The sequence below is a fragment of the Streptomyces sp. NPDC050423 genome (assembly GCF_040655445.1).
Lineage (GTDB): Bacteria > Actinomycetota > Actinomycetes > Streptomycetales > Streptomycetaceae > Streptomyces.
This window is the reverse complement of the sequence record NZ_JBFAJY010000048.1, coordinates 46298-60634: the sequence shown is the minus strand read 5'-3', so window position 1 is coordinate 60634 and position 14337 is coordinate 46298. Positions and strand designations below refer to the sequence as shown.

At 70.9% G+C, this 14337-nt stretch carries 14 protein-coding genes and 1 riboswitch; of the genes, 8 read left to right on the top strand and 6 right to left on the bottom strand.

Annotated features, from left to right (window positions below):
* From AB0I52_RS28825 to AB0I52_RS28795, 7 genes are all read left to right on the top strand, one after another.
* A partial coding sequence (locus tag AB0I52_RS28825; protein WP_363077487.1) for a hypothetical protein occupies positions 1 to 311 on the top strand: 311 nt, incomplete at its 5' end.
* A 122-nt stretch (positions 312 to 433) separates the two neighbouring features.
* On the top strand, positions 434 to 1387 hold the full coding sequence (locus AB0I52_RS28820) for an STM4015 family protein (protein ID WP_363077485.1): 954 nt from the start codon (positions 434 to 436) through the stop codon (positions 1385 to 1387).
* A 7-nt stretch (positions 1388 to 1394) separates the two neighbouring features.
* Complete coding sequence (locus AB0I52_RS28815; RefSeq protein ID WP_363077483.1) at positions 1395 to 2363, top strand: STM4015 family protein; 969 nt, start codon at positions 1395 to 1397, stop codon at positions 2361 to 2363.
* On the top strand, positions 2344 to 3489 hold the full coding sequence (locus AB0I52_RS28810) for an STM4014 family protein (RefSeq protein ID WP_363077481.1): 1146 nt from the start codon (positions 2344 to 2346) through the stop codon (positions 3487 to 3489). The genes AB0I52_RS28815 and AB0I52_RS28810 overlap by 20 nt, the downstream gene beginning before the upstream one ends.
* A 37-nt stretch (positions 3490 to 3526) precedes the next feature.
* A complete protein-coding gene (locus AB0I52_RS28805; protein ID WP_363077491.1) occupies positions 3527 to 4342 on the top strand; it encodes an STM4013/SEN3800 family hydrolase in 816 nt (271 codons plus the stop codon).
* Positions 4339 to 5712, top strand: a complete 1374-nt coding sequence (locus AB0I52_RS28800; protein ID WP_363077479.1) for an STM4012 family radical SAM protein — start codon at positions 4339 to 4341, stop codon at positions 5710 to 5712. Before AB0I52_RS28805 ends, AB0I52_RS28800 begins: the two co-directional genes overlap by 4 nt.
* 7 nt (positions 5713 to 5719) lie before the next feature.
* A complete protein-coding gene (locus AB0I52_RS28795) occupies positions 5720 to 6601 on the top strand; it encodes an STM4011 family radical SAM protein (RefSeq protein ID WP_363077477.1) in 882 nt (293 codons plus the stop codon).
* Between the two features lie 14 nt (positions 6602 to 6615).
* On the opposite strand, the gene AB0I52_RS28790 is transcribed toward AB0I52_RS28795, so the two are convergent.
* Together AB0I52_RS28790 and AB0I52_RS28785 are read right to left on the bottom strand one after the other, a co-directional pair.
* Positions 6616 to 7461 (bottom strand): SGNH/GDSL hydrolase family protein, encoded by an 846-nt coding sequence (locus AB0I52_RS28790; protein ID WP_363077475.1) that lies wholly within the window; start codon positions 7459 to 7461, stop codon positions 6616 to 6618.
* A gap of 183 nt (positions 7462 to 7644) precedes the next feature.
* Entirely contained in the window at positions 7645 to 8616 is a 972-nt protein-coding gene (locus tag AB0I52_RS28785) for a peptidoglycan DD-metalloendopeptidase family protein (protein ID WP_363077473.1), read from the bottom strand.
* Between the two features lie 3 nt (positions 8617 to 8619).
* Positions 8620 to 8809, bottom strand: a riboswitch (cyclic di-AMP (ydaO/yuaA leader).
* Positions 8810 to 9219: 410 nt separating this feature from the next.
* Between AB0I52_RS28785 and AB0I52_RS28780 the strand changes: the two genes are divergently transcribed.
* A complete protein-coding gene (locus AB0I52_RS28780) occupies positions 9220 to 10032 on the top strand; it encodes a tyrosine-protein phosphatase (protein ID WP_363077471.1) in 813 nt (270 codons plus the stop codon).
* 28 nt (positions 10033 to 10060) lie between these two features.
* Here the strand turns inward: AB0I52_RS28780 and AB0I52_RS28775 are convergent, their stop codons facing one another.
* From AB0I52_RS28775 to dxs, 4 genes are all read right to left on the bottom strand, one after another.
* Positions 10061 to 10237, bottom strand: a complete 177-nt coding sequence (locus AB0I52_RS28775; RefSeq protein ID WP_363077469.1) for a DUF6126 family protein — start codon at positions 10235 to 10237, stop codon at positions 10061 to 10063.
* 47 nt (positions 10238 to 10284) lie between these two features.
* Positions 10285 to 10893 carry an XRE family transcriptional regulator gene (locus AB0I52_RS28770; protein WP_363077467.1) on the bottom strand — a complete coding sequence of 203 codons (609 nt, stop codon included), beginning with the start codon at positions 10891 to 10893 and terminating at the stop codon, positions 10285 to 10287.
* A gap of 67 nt (positions 10894 to 10960) precedes the next feature.
* Positions 10961 to 12355: an aspartate aminotransferase family protein gene (locus AB0I52_RS28765; protein WP_363077465.1), complete on the bottom strand. Its 1395-nt coding sequence runs from the start codon at positions 12353 to 12355 to the stop codon at positions 10961 to 10963.
* Positions 12352 to 14313 carry a 1-deoxy-D-xylulose-5-phosphate synthase gene (gene dxs, locus AB0I52_RS28760; RefSeq protein WP_363077463.1) on the bottom strand — a complete coding sequence of 654 codons (1962 nt, stop codon included), beginning with the start codon at positions 14311 to 14313 and terminating at the stop codon, positions 12352 to 12354. Before dxs ends, AB0I52_RS28765 begins: the two co-directional genes overlap by 4 nt.
* Between the last annotated feature and the right edge of the window lie 24 nt (positions 14314 to 14337).

Here is a 14337-nt window from a genome sequence, read left to right as displayed (position 1 = left end):
TCCGCATGTCCAGCGACGCCAGGACCCGCGAATACGTCGCACGACAAACCGCTGCCGGACGAACGAAGAAAGAGATCATCCGATTGCTGAAACGGGCCATCGCGCGGGAGATATTCCGCTGCCTGACCACCACGGTGACCGCGCCCGGCATCGATGACCTGCGGCCCCTGCGACAGACAAAGAACATCACCCTCACCGCCGCCGCCCAGCACTTCGGTATCTGGCCAACCGCCATCTCCAGGCTCGAAAGAGGACTCAGCAGAGACGACGACTTCGCCCTCGCCTACCGCGACTGGCTCCAGACCGCTTGACAGCAATAGGAGCTTCAATCGGCCGCGGAGCGCCCGGTGCCGGGCCCGGTCGCCCCGTTGTCAGTGGGTCTTGATACACCTTGCGGACGTCAATCCGTCGCCGTCATCAGGAGCTCAGGGCCATGTCCGATGTGGACCACCTGCACGCGTTGCTCGGCCTTCCGGCCGTCGATTTCCAGTCCGGGACGGACGGCGGCCCCCGGCCGGCCGCCGACACAGCCGCCTGGCGCGTCCGCGTCGACCCGTACGAGGACGAGGACCGCACCTGGGAGCAGGAGTTCGCCGCGTTCCTGGAGACCGTCGATCCGGCCGGTGTGCGGGCGCTGATCATCGGGCAGTGGGGCGAGTCGTACGAGGAGGACTCGTCCTTCCCGATCGGTCTGGTGACGGCGGCCGCCGACCGGCTGACGTCGCTGGAGGCCGTGTTCGTCGGCGATCTGACGATGGAGGAGTCGGAGATCTCCTGGATCCAGCAGAGCGATGTCACCGCTCTCCTCGCCGCCTACCCCGCGCTGGTGGAACTCGGGGTGCGCGGCGGAACGGATCTCGTCTTCCCGCCCACCCGGCACGAGCGCCTGCGTTCGCTCACGATCGAGACGGGCGGGCTGCCGGTCGCGGTGGTGCGCGGGGTGCTGGACAGCGAGTTGCCCTCGCTGGAGCGGCTCGATCTCTGGCTGGGAGTCTCCGCCTACGGCGGCGACACCGATGTGGCGGATCTCGCGACGCTGCTGTCCGGCACCCGGTTCCCGGCCCTGCACCATCTCGGCCTGCGCAACAGCGAGGTGGAGAACGAGATCGCGGCGGCCATCGCCTCGGCCCCACTCGTGGCCCGGCTGCGCACGCTCGATCTGTCGTGCGGCACCCTCGGGGACGAGGGCGCGGCCGCGCTGCTGGAGGGTCAGCCGCTGACCCACCTCGACGTGCTCGATCTGCACCACCACTTCCTCTCCGAGCCGGTCGAGCGCCGGATCGCCGAGGCCCTGGAGCCGTACGGCGTACGGGTCGATCTGTCGGATCGCTGCACGCCGTGGGACGACCGCGGGGCCGAGGGGCGCTACACCACGGTGTCGGAGTGATGCGGCGATGAACGGCATCGAACACCCCGAGGTCTTCCACGGCCTTCCCGTGCTGACCCTGCCGTCCCTGGACGACGCCGGTGTGCGGGCGCTTCCTGCGGCGGAGTCGGTGGCCTGGAGGCTGGACTGCGGCCCGGACGGGGTGACGTTCCCGGAGCTCTGGCAGCACTTCCTCGACACGGTCGACACGGCCGGGGTCCGGGCCCTGCTGATCGGCCCGTGGTGGGAGGACGAGTTCTCCGCTCTCGCCCCCGTCGTCGAACAGCTCGCCTCCGCGGCGGGCCGTTTCACCGGTCTGCGCGCACTGTTCCTCGCCGATGTGGTCGGCGAGGAGTGCGAGGTGTCGTGGCTCGACATGTGCGACATCACGCCGGTGCTCGAAGCGTTCCCGCTCCTTGAGGAGCTGACCGTGCGCGGCGGTGGGGACAGCGTCGCCGAGGAGGAGAAGCTTCGGCTGCGTCCGGTGCGGCACGAGGCGCTGAAGTCACTGAGGTTCGAGTCCGGCGGCCTGCCCGGCCATGTCGTACGGGCGGTCGGGACCTGCGAACTGCCTGCCCTGGAGCGGCTGGAGTTCTGGTTCGGTTCCGGCTGGTACGGCGGTGACGCCACCGTCGAGGACCTGCGGCCGGTGCTGGCGGGCGGTGGTTTTCCCCGGCTTCGCCATCTCGGCCTGCAGAACAGCGAGATCCAGGACGAGATCGCCGCGGCGGTGGCCTCCGCCCCGGTCGTCGCCCGGCTGGAGTCGCTCGCGCTGTCCATGGGGACCCTCAGCGACACGGGAGCCGTGGCCCTCCTCGGCGGTCAGCCGCTCACCCATCTGACGTCGCTGGATCTGCGTCACCACTACCTCACCGATCCGCTGATGGAGCGCTTCCGGGAGCTGTGCGGCCGGTCGGGCACCCACCTCGATCTCGACGAGGCGGACTACTGGGATCCAGAGGATGACGAGCCCCGCTATGTCGCGGTCAGCGAATAGCGCGCCGCCGCGCTTCGCGGTCGTCGGCAATCCCGGCAACCGCCGGGTGGACCTCTTCCGGGACGCCGTGCGCGCCGCCGGACTGCCCCCGGCCCGCACCGTGTCCTGGCTCGACGTGCTGGCGGGGGCGGCGGTCTTCCTGCCCGGGGAGACCGTTCGCATCGAATCGCCCGGTGAGGACGCCGAGGTCGAGCGGCTGCTGCGCGGCGTCGACGACCCGACCAGGGTGGAGGGTTCGTCCCTCTGGTACGCACGGTTCACCTCCGCCGTACGGGAGGTGGCGCGGGCGGCGGCCGGGGCGGGCGCGGTGCTGCTGGACGGTCCCGGCGACATCGCGGTGCTGTTCGACAAGCGCCTCTGTCACGGCGTGCTGGACGCGGCGGGAGTGCCGGTGCCGCTCTCGCCGACGTCGGGCGCCGCCGCGCCGCCCGTGCGCGGGTGGGCGGATGTGCGCATGCTGATGGCGGACCGCCGGATGGCGAGGGTGTTCGTGAAGCCCGCGCACGGGTCCTCCGCCTCCGGGGTACTGGCCGTCGAGACGGCCGGGCCCGGCCGGATCCGGGCGGCCACTTCCGTCGAGCGGACCCCGCGGGGAAAGCTCCACAACTCACTGCGGGTGCGTCACCTCACCACGGAGCGGGAGGTGGCGGCGATCGTGGACGCCCTCGCGCCGGACGGTCTGCACGTCGAGCGCTGGCTGCCGAAGGCCTCGCAGCGCGGCCGGGCCGCGGATCTGCGGGTCGTGGTGGTGGACGGCCGTGCCACCCATGCCGTCGTCCGCACCAGCCGCTCCCCCATGACCAATCTGCACCTCGGCGGCACGCGCGGCGATCTGGACGAGGTGCGGGCCGCCGTCGGGGCGGCGGGCGGCAGTTGGAGCGAGGCCCTGGCCGTGTGCGAGCGGGCGGGCGCCGCCTTCCCGGACACGCTGTGCGTGGGCGTCGATCTGCTTCCGTCGACCGGCTGGCGGCGCTTCGCCGTCGGCGAGGTCAACGCCTTCGGCGATCTGCTGCCGCGTCTGACCGGTCTGCCTGGCAGCGGCGCCGAGGGCCTGGACACCTACGCGGCGCAGGTCGCCGCCGTACTGAACAGAGCAAGGAACCACCGTGCCGACGCAGCGACCTGAACCCCCGTCCGGCGTCATGGACGCCCTGAACCCCGATATGAGCGAGGTCGTCGGCAGTCACGATCTGCTGCTCGTCACCCTGGACACCCTGCGGTACGACGTCGCGGCGGAGCTCGCCGCCGCCGGCCGCATCCCGAACCTGGCCCGGCACCTGCCGGGGGGCGTCTGGGAGCGCCGGCACACCCCTGGGAGTTTCACGTACGCGTCGCACCAGGCGATCTTCGCGGGATTCCTGCCCACACCGGCCGCCCCGGGGCCGCATCCGCGGCTGTTCGCCGCCCGGTTCGCGGGCAGCGAGACCACCGCGGAGCGCACCTTCGTCTTCGACACCCCCGACCTGGTGTCGGGCCTGGCCGCGGCCGGCTACCGCACGGTGTGCATCGGCGGCGTCGGGTTCTTCAACCGGCAGGCACCGCTCGGCTCGGTGCTGCCCGGAATGTTCCAGGAGGCGTACTGGGAGCCCGAGTTCGGCGTCGCCTCGGACACGTCCTTCGAGGCGCAGGTGACCCGCGCGGAACGCGTCGTCGAGCGGCTTCCCCCCGGACAACGCCTGTTCCTCTTCGTCAACGTCTCCGCGCTGCACCAGCCGAACTGGTTCCACCTGCCGGGGGCCACCCGTGACTCGGGTGACAGCCGCGCCACCCACGCCGCCGCGCTGGAGTACGTCGACGCCCATGTCGGCCGCCTCTTCGCCGCCGCGAGCAGCCGCCGCCGGGCGTTCGCCGTCGTCTGCTCCGACCACGGCACGGCGTACGGCGACGACGGCTACACCGGTCACCGGCTCGGACACGAGTCCGTCTGGACCGTTCCGTACGCCCATTTCTTCCTGGAACCGGGGGCCACCGCCCGATGAACAGTCCGCACTCCCCCCGCCTCACCCCCCGTCCGTACCAGAGCTACGTCTACGCCTATCCGCACAAGACGGCGTACGGCAGGCTGTCCGAGCACCCGGGCGGGCGGCCCGCGCTGAGTGAGCTGTGGGCCGCAGAACGCAAGGACGCGCTCTCGCTCTATCTCCACATACCGTTCTGCGAGGTCCGCTGCGGCTTCTGCAACCTCTTCACCCGCATCGGCGCCCCCGACGAGCTCACCACCCGCTACCTCGACGCACTGGACCGCCAGGCGACGGCTGTACGGGACGCGCTGGGCGACACGGAACCGGTGCGGTTCGCCGCGGCGGCCTTCGGCGGCGGGACCCCCACCTTCCTGACTGCGGGCGAGCTGGAGCGCCTGTGCGACATAGCGGAGAAGCGGATGGGCGCCGATCTCCGGTCGGTTCCGCTGTCGGTCGAGACGTCACCGTCGACCGCGACGGCCGACCGGCTGGCCGTCCTCGCCGACCGGGGGGTGACCAGGATCAGCATCGGTGTGCAGAGCTTCGTCGAGGCCGAGGCGCGTGCGGCGGTCCGTCCGCAGCGCCGTGCCGATGTGGAGTCGGCCCTCGGGCTGATCCGGGACGCCCGGATCCCGGTCCTCAACATCGACCTGATCTATGGCATCGACGGACAGACGGAGGCGAGCTGGCGCACCTCGCTGGACGCGGCCCTCCGGTGGCGGCCGGAGGAGCTGTACCTCTACCCGCTGTACATACGTCCGCTGACCGGCCTCGGCAGGATCGCCGCCTCGGCCGCGGACGCGGAGTCCGCCTGGGACGAGCAGCGGCTGCGGCTGTACCGCGCGGGCCGCGATCACCTCCTCGCCCACGGCTACGAGCAGGTGTCGATGCGGATGTTCCACCGCGCCGACGCCCCGCGGGCCGGCGGCCCCGACGACTACGCCTGCCAGACCGACGGCATGATCGGCCTGGGCTGCGGCGCCCGCTCGTACACCTCCGGGCTGCACTACTCCTTCGACTACGCCGTGGAGACGGGGAAAGTGCGGGGGATCATCGACGACTACACGTCGGCCGAGGACTTCTCGTACGCCGAGGTCGGCCGGTACACCGACGGCGGTGAGGCGCGCCGCCGTCATCTCCTCCAGTCGGTCCTCCAGGCCGAGGGGCTGCGGCTGCCGGAGTACCGGGAGCGGTTCGGCACCTCTCCCCACGAGGACTTCCGCGAGGAGCTGGCCCTGTTCGAGGAGCGGGGCTGGCTCGATCCGGACGGGGCGGCCGCCGGGCTGCTGCGTCTGTCGCCCGAGGGGCTGGCGCACTCCGACGCCCTGGGCCCCGACCTCTTCTCCCCCGCCGTGCGGGCCGCGATGGCCTCGTACGAGCTGAAGTGAGCCCCTCATGGACCTGACGATCCTCTACCGCGGTCCGCTCGCGTCGTGCGATTACGACTGCCCGTACTGTCCGTTCGCCAAGCGGCGCGACAGCCGGGAGCAGCTGCGGGCCGACCGGGCCGCGCTGGAGCGGTTCACCGCGTGGGCGGCGGCGCAGACCGACGACCGGGTCTCGGTGCTGTTCACCCCGTGGGGCGAGGGGCTGGTCCGCTCCTGGTACCGCCGGGCGCTGGTCGAGCTGGCCCGGCTGCCGCACATCCGCCGGGTGGCGATCCAGACGAACCTCAGCGGCCGTACGCAGTGGCTGGCCGCGGCGGGCACCGCGGGCCGGGACAAGATCGCGCTCTGGTGCACGTACCACCCGGGCCAGACGCCGTACGAGCGCTTCCTGGCCCGGTGCGGGGAACTGACGTCGCTGGGGATCCGCCACAGCGTCGGGGTGGTCGGTCTTGACGGCCATCTCGAAGAGGCCCGGCGGCTGCGGGCGGCGCTCCCCGAAGAGGTCTACCTCTGGGTCAACGCCGCGGAGGGGCACAGCTATACGGACGAGGAGGCCGACCGGTGGACGGAGATCGACCCGCTGTTCCCGTACAGCCGTCATCCGCACCGCTCGGCCGGGCTGCCCTGCCGGACCGGTGAGTCGGTCATCTCGGTGGACGGGGACGGCACGGTGCGCCGCTGCCACTTCGTCCGGGCCGAGCTCGGCAACCTCTACGACGGCAGCTACCGCGGGGCGCTCGGCCCGCGGGCCTGCCCGCTGGCGGTGTGCGACTGCCACATCGGCTACGTCCATCTGGAGACACTGCCGCTGTACGACGTGTTCGCGGGCGGTGTGCTGGAACGCGTCCCGGCCCGGACGCCGCACTCCGTCGAGCGGGTGGGTCCCTGATCGGGTCGCACCCCTCAGAGCGGCAGCAGGTCCGGCCGTTTGGCCTCCACGTGGTCCCCCGACGACTCGCCGCGCAGCCTGCGCCCGATCCACGGCACCAGGTACTCGCGGGCCCAGTGGATGTCGTCGCGCCGGACCTCCAGCGTTCCCCGGTGCGCCTGCGGCGGCCACTCCTGGTCGGGGTCGGCCGGTACGTCGACGCCGAGGACCTGGGCGGCGCGCAGCGCGACCCGGGTGTGTCCCTCGGGCGACAGATGCAGCCGGTCGCCGTCCCAGGCGCGGCGGTCCTGCACCGAGCGCAGCGACCAGAGGTCGAGCACCGGGCAGTCGTAGCGGTCCGCGATGGACCGCACATGGGCGGTGTAGGTGGCGATCTTGCCGCGCAGATGGCGCAGCACGGGAACGCCGCGAGTGTCGAAGCCGGTGGTGACCATGACGGTGCCGACCGATTCGGTCAGCTCCGCGACAGCGCGCTCGAAGCGCTCGGCGACGTCGTCGGGATCGGTGCCCGGCCGGATGATGTCGTTGCCGCCCGCGCAGAAGCTCACCAGGTCGGGGGCGAGTTCCCTGGCGCGGGGCACCTGCTCCTCGACTATCTGGTCGAGGAGACGTCCTCGTACGGCGAGATTGGCGTACCTGAAGTTCCCGTGCGCGGCGCCTGCGAGGCCCGGTGCCGTTCCGGGGTCCGGGAGCTGGTCAGCGAGGATGACCGCGAACCTGTCCGCCCAGCCGACGAATGTCCCGTCGGGGCCGAGATCGCCGACTCCCTCGGTGAAGCTGTCGCCAATCGCCGCGTACGACTCGATGGCGCCCTGCCTGTTGATGACGCTCTGTCGGATGTTTCTCGAATCGTTTGCCACAAGGGCATATCCTGCACCGTCGAATGTGACCTACGCGACCGTAATACGGGGTTGACGGGTGGTGAGATAGACCACCCGGTCAGGTTTTGGTAAAGGGGGAATAAGCAGAGGGACGGTGCGCCGCCGCGCACCGTCCCTCTGTGTATTGCTCAGGTCCGGGTTACCGGACCGGTGCTGCCTGGATCAGACGTTGATCCCGTTCGACGCCAGGTAGGCGATCGGGTCGACGTCCGAGCCGTACGCCGGACCCGTGCGGATCTCGAAGTGCAGGTGCGGGCCGGTCGCGTTGCCGGTGGCGCCGGAGAGGCCGACCTGCTGGCCCGCGGTCACGGTCTGGCCCGCCGAGACGGAGAGCGAGGACATGTGTCCGTACTGCGAGTAGTGGCCGTCGGCGTGCTTGATGACGACCTCGTTGCCGTACGCGCCGCCCCAGCCGGCGGTGACGACGGTGCCCGAGGTGATCGCCTTCACGCTGGTGCCGGTGGACACGGGGAAGTCGATGCCGGTGTGGCTGCCGCTGGACCAGCTGGCGCCGGAGGCACGGTAGGCGGTGGTGTGGTTGCCGGGAACCGGGTGGACGTAACCGGAGCCGGTGCTCCGCTCGGCCGGGGCCGAGGTCCCGTTGGACGCCTGGGCGTCGGAGGAGGACGCGGCGTTGGAGGCCGTGGGGGCCTTGGACTCGGTCTTGGCCGGAGCCTTGGAAGGAGCCTTGGAGGGAGCCTTCGACGGGGTGGTGGCACCCGCGGAGGTGGGCGAGCCGGTGGTCGAGGCGTGGCCCCAGGCCTTGCCGCCGAGCGTCAGCTTCATGCCCGGGAAGATCAGGCTCGGGTCGTCGCCGACGACCTTGCGGTTGTCCTGGTACAGCTTCTCCCAGCCACCCTTGAGCTTGTGCTCGGCAGCGATCTTCGACAGGTAGTCGCCGGAGACCACGGAGTACGTCGCGGTGCCGTCCTGCTTCTCCGAGACCGGCTTGGCCTGGGCGGCGTGCGTGGCGACGGCCGAGTTCGCGGTGCCGGGAGCGGCCTGCTCCGCGGCGTTGGCACCGGTGGCGCCGAGCAGCGGAAGCGCGATGACGGCTCCGCCGGCGCTCGCGACGACGACGGCGCGGGCGATGGTGCTGGACTTCGGACGGCGGTGCTTACCCGATATGGGCATGAAGAATTTCCTCTCCGGCGCCTACGAGGTGAGCTGTCGGGTTCGGGCTGGAGATGCCCGGTCGCGCCTGGCGCGACTTCACCCCGAGCCGGCCGGATCTCTCCGGTCGGCGGCTTACCTGGTTCCCCCGCTCCTGCCACACGGTGAGTGGGTGCGAATTCCGGACGGCGGCAGGATTAGGCGTTCCATCCGGATTGAGAGCGAACGTAAGCGAGTGGGGACGGCGGAAACAAGCCATGGGTTCCACACCGGATTCCACTCCGGGAAATCGGAGCGGAATTCCGGTCACACTCCGTGGATTACGGATCTTGGCTTTCCGCGCGGCGCATGGAATACCCAGCCGCGGCGTCGCCACACACCGTCACGGATATGATCCCGCTCACGAGGGGGCGATCATCTCCCGCACAAGCAGGGCATGTTCGACCAAAGCCTCAATACGGACATGTCACGCCCGTAGTTCGCACCGGAGCCGCAGACGGGGCCCCACCCAGGAGTCCGCGCGGGGCCGTCACCGAGACGATTGCCCGAGTATCCGATGTCGTATCGTCACGGGAGTGGACCCGTCGGCGACACGCGTCGGCGGCAGAGCCTCCAGGAGTGACCGTGACGCAGCAGCTGCCGCAGACCCCGTCGACGGAACCCGAGCTGGCGGGGGTCCGTAATTTCCGTGACGTGGGCGGACTGCCCACCGCGGACGGCCGCCGGGTGCGGTACGGACGGCTCTACCGCAGCGGTCACCTGGCGGGCGCCACCGCCGAGGACGCCGCGTTCCTCGGCGGTCTCGGCCTCCACACCGTCTTCGACTTCCGCAATGCCGCCGACCTGAAGCTGGACGGACTGGACGTCGAGCTGCCCGGCGTACGCAATGTGAACATCCCCCTCACCGACCCGGCGGACGGCGCCGAGTTCTGGCGGATGGTGCGCGACGGCAACACGGACGAGCTGCGCGGCCTCCTCGACGGCGGCAAGGGGACCGACCGCATGGTCGCCTCCTACCGGACGATCATCCTGGAGCGCACCGCCGAGCACAGCCGCGTGCTGCACGCCCTGGCCGAGGACAGCGTCCCCGCCCTGATGCACTGCGCGGCCGGCAAGGACCGGGCGGGGCTCTCGATCGCGGTCTCGCTGCTCGCGGTCGGCGTCGGGCGCGAAGCCGTCGAGGCCGACTACCTCAAGTCCAACGACGCCCACCGCCGCTACCGGGTGCGCCGCAGCGACACCTCGGCGGCCGGGATGTCGCCCGAGGTGATGGAGCTCCTCAGCCCGCTCTTCGGCGCCCACAGCGAATATCTCGCCGCGGCCTTCGCCACGATCGACGAGACCTGGGGCGGCACCGACCGCTACCTCTCCGAGGGGCTGAAAATCACCCCCGAGACCCGGGAGCGACTGCGCGAGCGGCTCCTCGACGACGCGTGACCGGCCGGCCGGCACACCGAGCTCCCGGCTACTGGTTGTGCATCCCCACGGCGAACAGCAGGTAGAGGAAACCCGCGATGACGTGCCCGGCCACCAGATAGGCGAACAGCCTGATGACGAGCCCGCGCGGCATCCGGCTCTCCTGCGAGTCGGACTCCTTGCGCCTGGCCGGGGTGAGCGGGTCGTAGTTCTCGGAATCGGACATGACAGTCCTCTCTGGCGACCGGACGCGCCGGCGGCGGGGACGGCGTCTCAGCGACGGTGGATCCCGCTGCCGAGGCACAGCTCGGCAGCGGGGCTCTGCAGCAGGGTGTGGACGAAGAGCAGCTCGGCGCCCTCGCGCTCCGGTGCCGCGATCCGGTGCGGGGTGAGCGAGTCGAAGTGCGCGCTGTCGCCGGGGCCGAGGTCGTGCACGGTGTCCCCGAGGGTCACCCTGAGGTGCCCGGCCAGGACGTACAGCCACTCCTCACCGGGGTGGACGCGCACCAGGTCGCCCTGCGCGCCGTACGGGACCCGGACGCGCAGCGCCTGCATCGCCCGGCCCGGACCACCGGCCTGCTGGTACATCCAGCCGTCGGCCTCGGCCCCCTCGAACTTCCGGGCCCGGATGATCGAGTCACGTTCCGGTGGGATCTCACCCAGCAGTTCGGAGACCGTCGTACCGTAGATCCTGGCAAGTCCGAGCAGCATCGGCAGCGAGGGCTGCCGCCGGCCCGTTTCGAGCCGGGACAGATGGGCGGGCGAGAGCCCGGCGCGCTCGGCGGCTGTCTCCAGGGTGAGCCCGCGGCCCCGGCGCAGATCGCGCAGGCGTGGCGCGACACCGGGCAGCTCGTCGGCCACCCCTCCTTCTGGAGGATTCATGTCTCCATTGGGCCAGGAACTTTCCTCGGAGGCAAATTTCTTGCCTCCGAGGCAAACCTTTTGCCGATCAGCGGTTGGCGACCGCCTGCTTCACCAGGGTCCGGCCGAAGTCCCACATCAGCCCGCCGTTGTGCGCGTCGTCCATGACCGCCGTGAACGCGGTCACGAACCGATCCACGTCCGTCTCGTCGATGACGAGCGGCGGAATCAGTTTGATCACTTCGAGGTGGTCGCCGGAGACCTGGGTGAGGATCCGGTGCTTCTGGAGCAGCGGTACGACCACCATCTGCGCGAAGAGTCCCTTGCGGGCCGCCTGGAGCATGGTCCAGCGGCTGCGCAGCTTCAGCGACGACGGCCGGCCGAATTCGATGCCGATCATCAGCCCGCGCCCCCGCACCTCGTGCAGCAGCTCGTAGCGGCCGACCAGGGCGGCCAGCCGCTCGCGCAGCAGATCACCGGTGCGGCGGGCGTTCGCCACGGTCTCCTCGTCCTCCATCACGGCGAGGACCGCGAGCCCGGCCGCCATCGCCTGGGCGTTGGAGCCGAAACTGGCCGAGTGGACCAGCACCCGGTCCATCGAGGAGTAGACGCGTTTGAAGATCCAGTCCTTGCCGAGGGTCGCCCCGACCGGCACATAGCCGCCGGAGAGCGCCTTGGCGACGCAGACCAGATCCGGTTCGACCCCTTCCTCGTGCTGGTAGGCGTAGAAGTCACCGGTACGGCCCAGGCCGGTCTGCACCTCGTCGGCGATGAGCAGGGCCTTGTGCTTGTGCAGCAGCTCCTGGGCGGCGCGCAGGAAGCCGGGCGGCGAGGCGTGCACGCCCTTGCCCTGGATCGGCTCGACGACCAGGCCGGCCACATCGCCCCGCCGCAGCTCGCGCCGCAGTGCGTCGAGGTCGCCGAGCTCGATGGCGGTGTCGGGCAGCAGGGGGGCGAAGCCGTCCCGGAACCCGGCCTCGCCGTTGACCGAGAGCGAACCGGTGGTCAGGCCGTGGAAGGCGTGCGTGCAGTAGAGGATCCTCGGCTTCCCGGTCGCGTACCGGGCGAATTTGAGCGCCGTCTCGACGGCCTCCGTACCGCTGTTTCCGAAGAACACCCGGTCCAGGTGCGGGCTGTGCGTGAGCAGCTTCTCGGCCAGCAGCCCCGGCAGCGGCTGGCAGTCGAAGCGGGTGAGGTCGGCGAGCGAGGCGTCCAGGACGTCGTGCAGCGCCTTGCGTACGACGGGGTGGTGCCGGCCGAGCCCCATCACCCCGAAGCCGGCCAGCATATCCAGGTAGTCGTTGCCCTCCGCGTCCCAGAAGTGCGCGCCCTCGGCCCGTTCGTAGACCTTGTCGAAACCGATGGTGTGCAGCATGCGCGGGAGCTGGTGGTTGAGGTGCTTCGTGTGCAGCTCGTAGCGCTCGGCGCCGCGCTCCGCGAGGAGCTGCGCCAGATCGAAGCCCTTGGGCCCGTCGTCCTTCATGCCCCGCTCTCCTTGTGCCCGTTGCCCAGGGCGTCGCGCTCGTTGTACCCGTCGTCGACGGGGCGTCCGTTTCCGCCGGCCGCGACCGGCTTCCCGGCGGCCAGCGCGGCGCTGATCCGGCCGGTGATCTCGATCGGTGTGAGTCCGATGTCGGCGAGCACCTCGGCGCGTTTCCCGTGGGCGAGGAACTGCTCGGGAATGCCGAATGTGCGCAGCGGTACGTCGGTCCCGGCGTCCCGCAGGGCCTGTCCGACCGCCGAACCGACGCCTCCCGCCCGGCTGTTGTCCTCGACGACGGCGACCAGCCGGTGCCGCGCGGCGAGCGGGGCCAGCTGCTCGTCGACCGGTTTGACCCAGCGGGGGTCGACCACGGTGCAGCGGATGCCGGCGCCCGCGAGCAGATCGGCGGCCCGCAGACAGACGGGGGCCATGACGCCGACCGCGACCAGCAGGACATCGGGGTCCTCGTCGCGGTGCAGTACGTCCATGCCGCCGATCCGGCCGATGGCGGGGACCGGCTCCCCCACCGACTCCTTGGGGAACCGGATCACGGTCGGCGCGTCATCGACGTCGACGGCCTCGCGCAGCTGGGCCCGCAGCTGGCCGGCGTCGCGCGGTGCCGCGATCCGCAGCCCCGGCACGACCTGGAGCAGGGACATGTCCCACATGCCGTTGTGGGATGCCCCGTCCGGGCCGGTGACCCCGGCCCGGTCCAGGACGAAGGTCACGCCGCAGCGGTGCAGCGCGACGTCCATCAGCAGCTGGTCGAAGGCCCGGTTGAGGAAGGTGGCGTAGACGGCGACGACGGGGTGCAGTCCGCCGGTCGCCAGTCCCGCCGCGGAGACGGTCGCGTGCTGCTCGGCGATCCCGACGTCCCAGACCCGGTCCGGGAACGCCTCGGCGAACTTCGTCAGCCCCACCGGGTGGAGCATCGCGGCCGTGATGGCGACGACGTCCGGCCGCTCGGCCCCGATCGCGGCGATCTCGTCCCCGAACACCGAGGTCCAGGACGGACCGGCCGCCGGGGCGAGCGGGGCGCAGGTCAGCGGGTCCATCGCACCTACGGTGTGGAACCGGTCGGCCTCGTCCTGGAGGGCGGGCCGATAGCCGCGGCCCTTCTCGGTGATGCAGTGCACGAGCACCGGGCCGTGGAAGCGTTTCGCCCGGTGCAACGCGGACTCGACGGCGGCGGTGTCGTGCCCGTCGATGGGACCGACGTACTTCAGGCCCAGGTCCTCGAACATTCCCTGCGGGGCGAAGGCGTCCTTGAACCCCTTCTTGGCGCCGTGCAGCGATTCGTAGAGCGGCTGCCCGATGACGGGCGTCTGCTGCAGGACGCCCTTGCCCCAGGAGAGGAAGCGTTCGTAGCCGTCGGTGGTGCGGAGCGTGGCGAGGTGGTCGGCGAGGCCGCCGATCGTCGGCGCGTAGGAGCGCTCGTTGTCGTTGACGACGATGATCAGTGGCCGGTCGTTGGCGGCGGCGATGTTGTTCAGCGCCTCCCAGGCCATACCGCCGGTGAGTGCTCCGTCGCCGATGACGGCGACGACGTGGTCGGGGCGGCCCAGCACCTGGTTGGCCTTGGCCAGGCCGTCGGCCCAGCCGAGCACCGTGGAGGCGTGCGAGTTCTCGATGACGTCGTGCGCGGACTCCTCGCGGGAGGGGTAGCCGGAGAGGCCGCCCTTGCCGCGCAGCTTGGAGAAGTCCTGCCGCCCGGTGAGGAGTTTGTGCACGTAGCTCTGGTGGCCGGTGTCCCACAGGATGCGGTCCACGGGCGAGTCGAAGACCCGGTGCAGGGCGATGGAGAGCTCCACCACGCCGAGGTTCGGCCCCAGGTGACCGCCGGTCCTGGCCACGGCGTGCACCAGGAACTTCCTGATGTCCTCGGCCAGTTCGCCGAGTTGTGGTTCGTTGAGCGTCTTGAGATCGTGCGGCCCCCGGATGCTCTGCAGAAGCGTCATGCCGGGCCCCCTCTCTAATCCTGT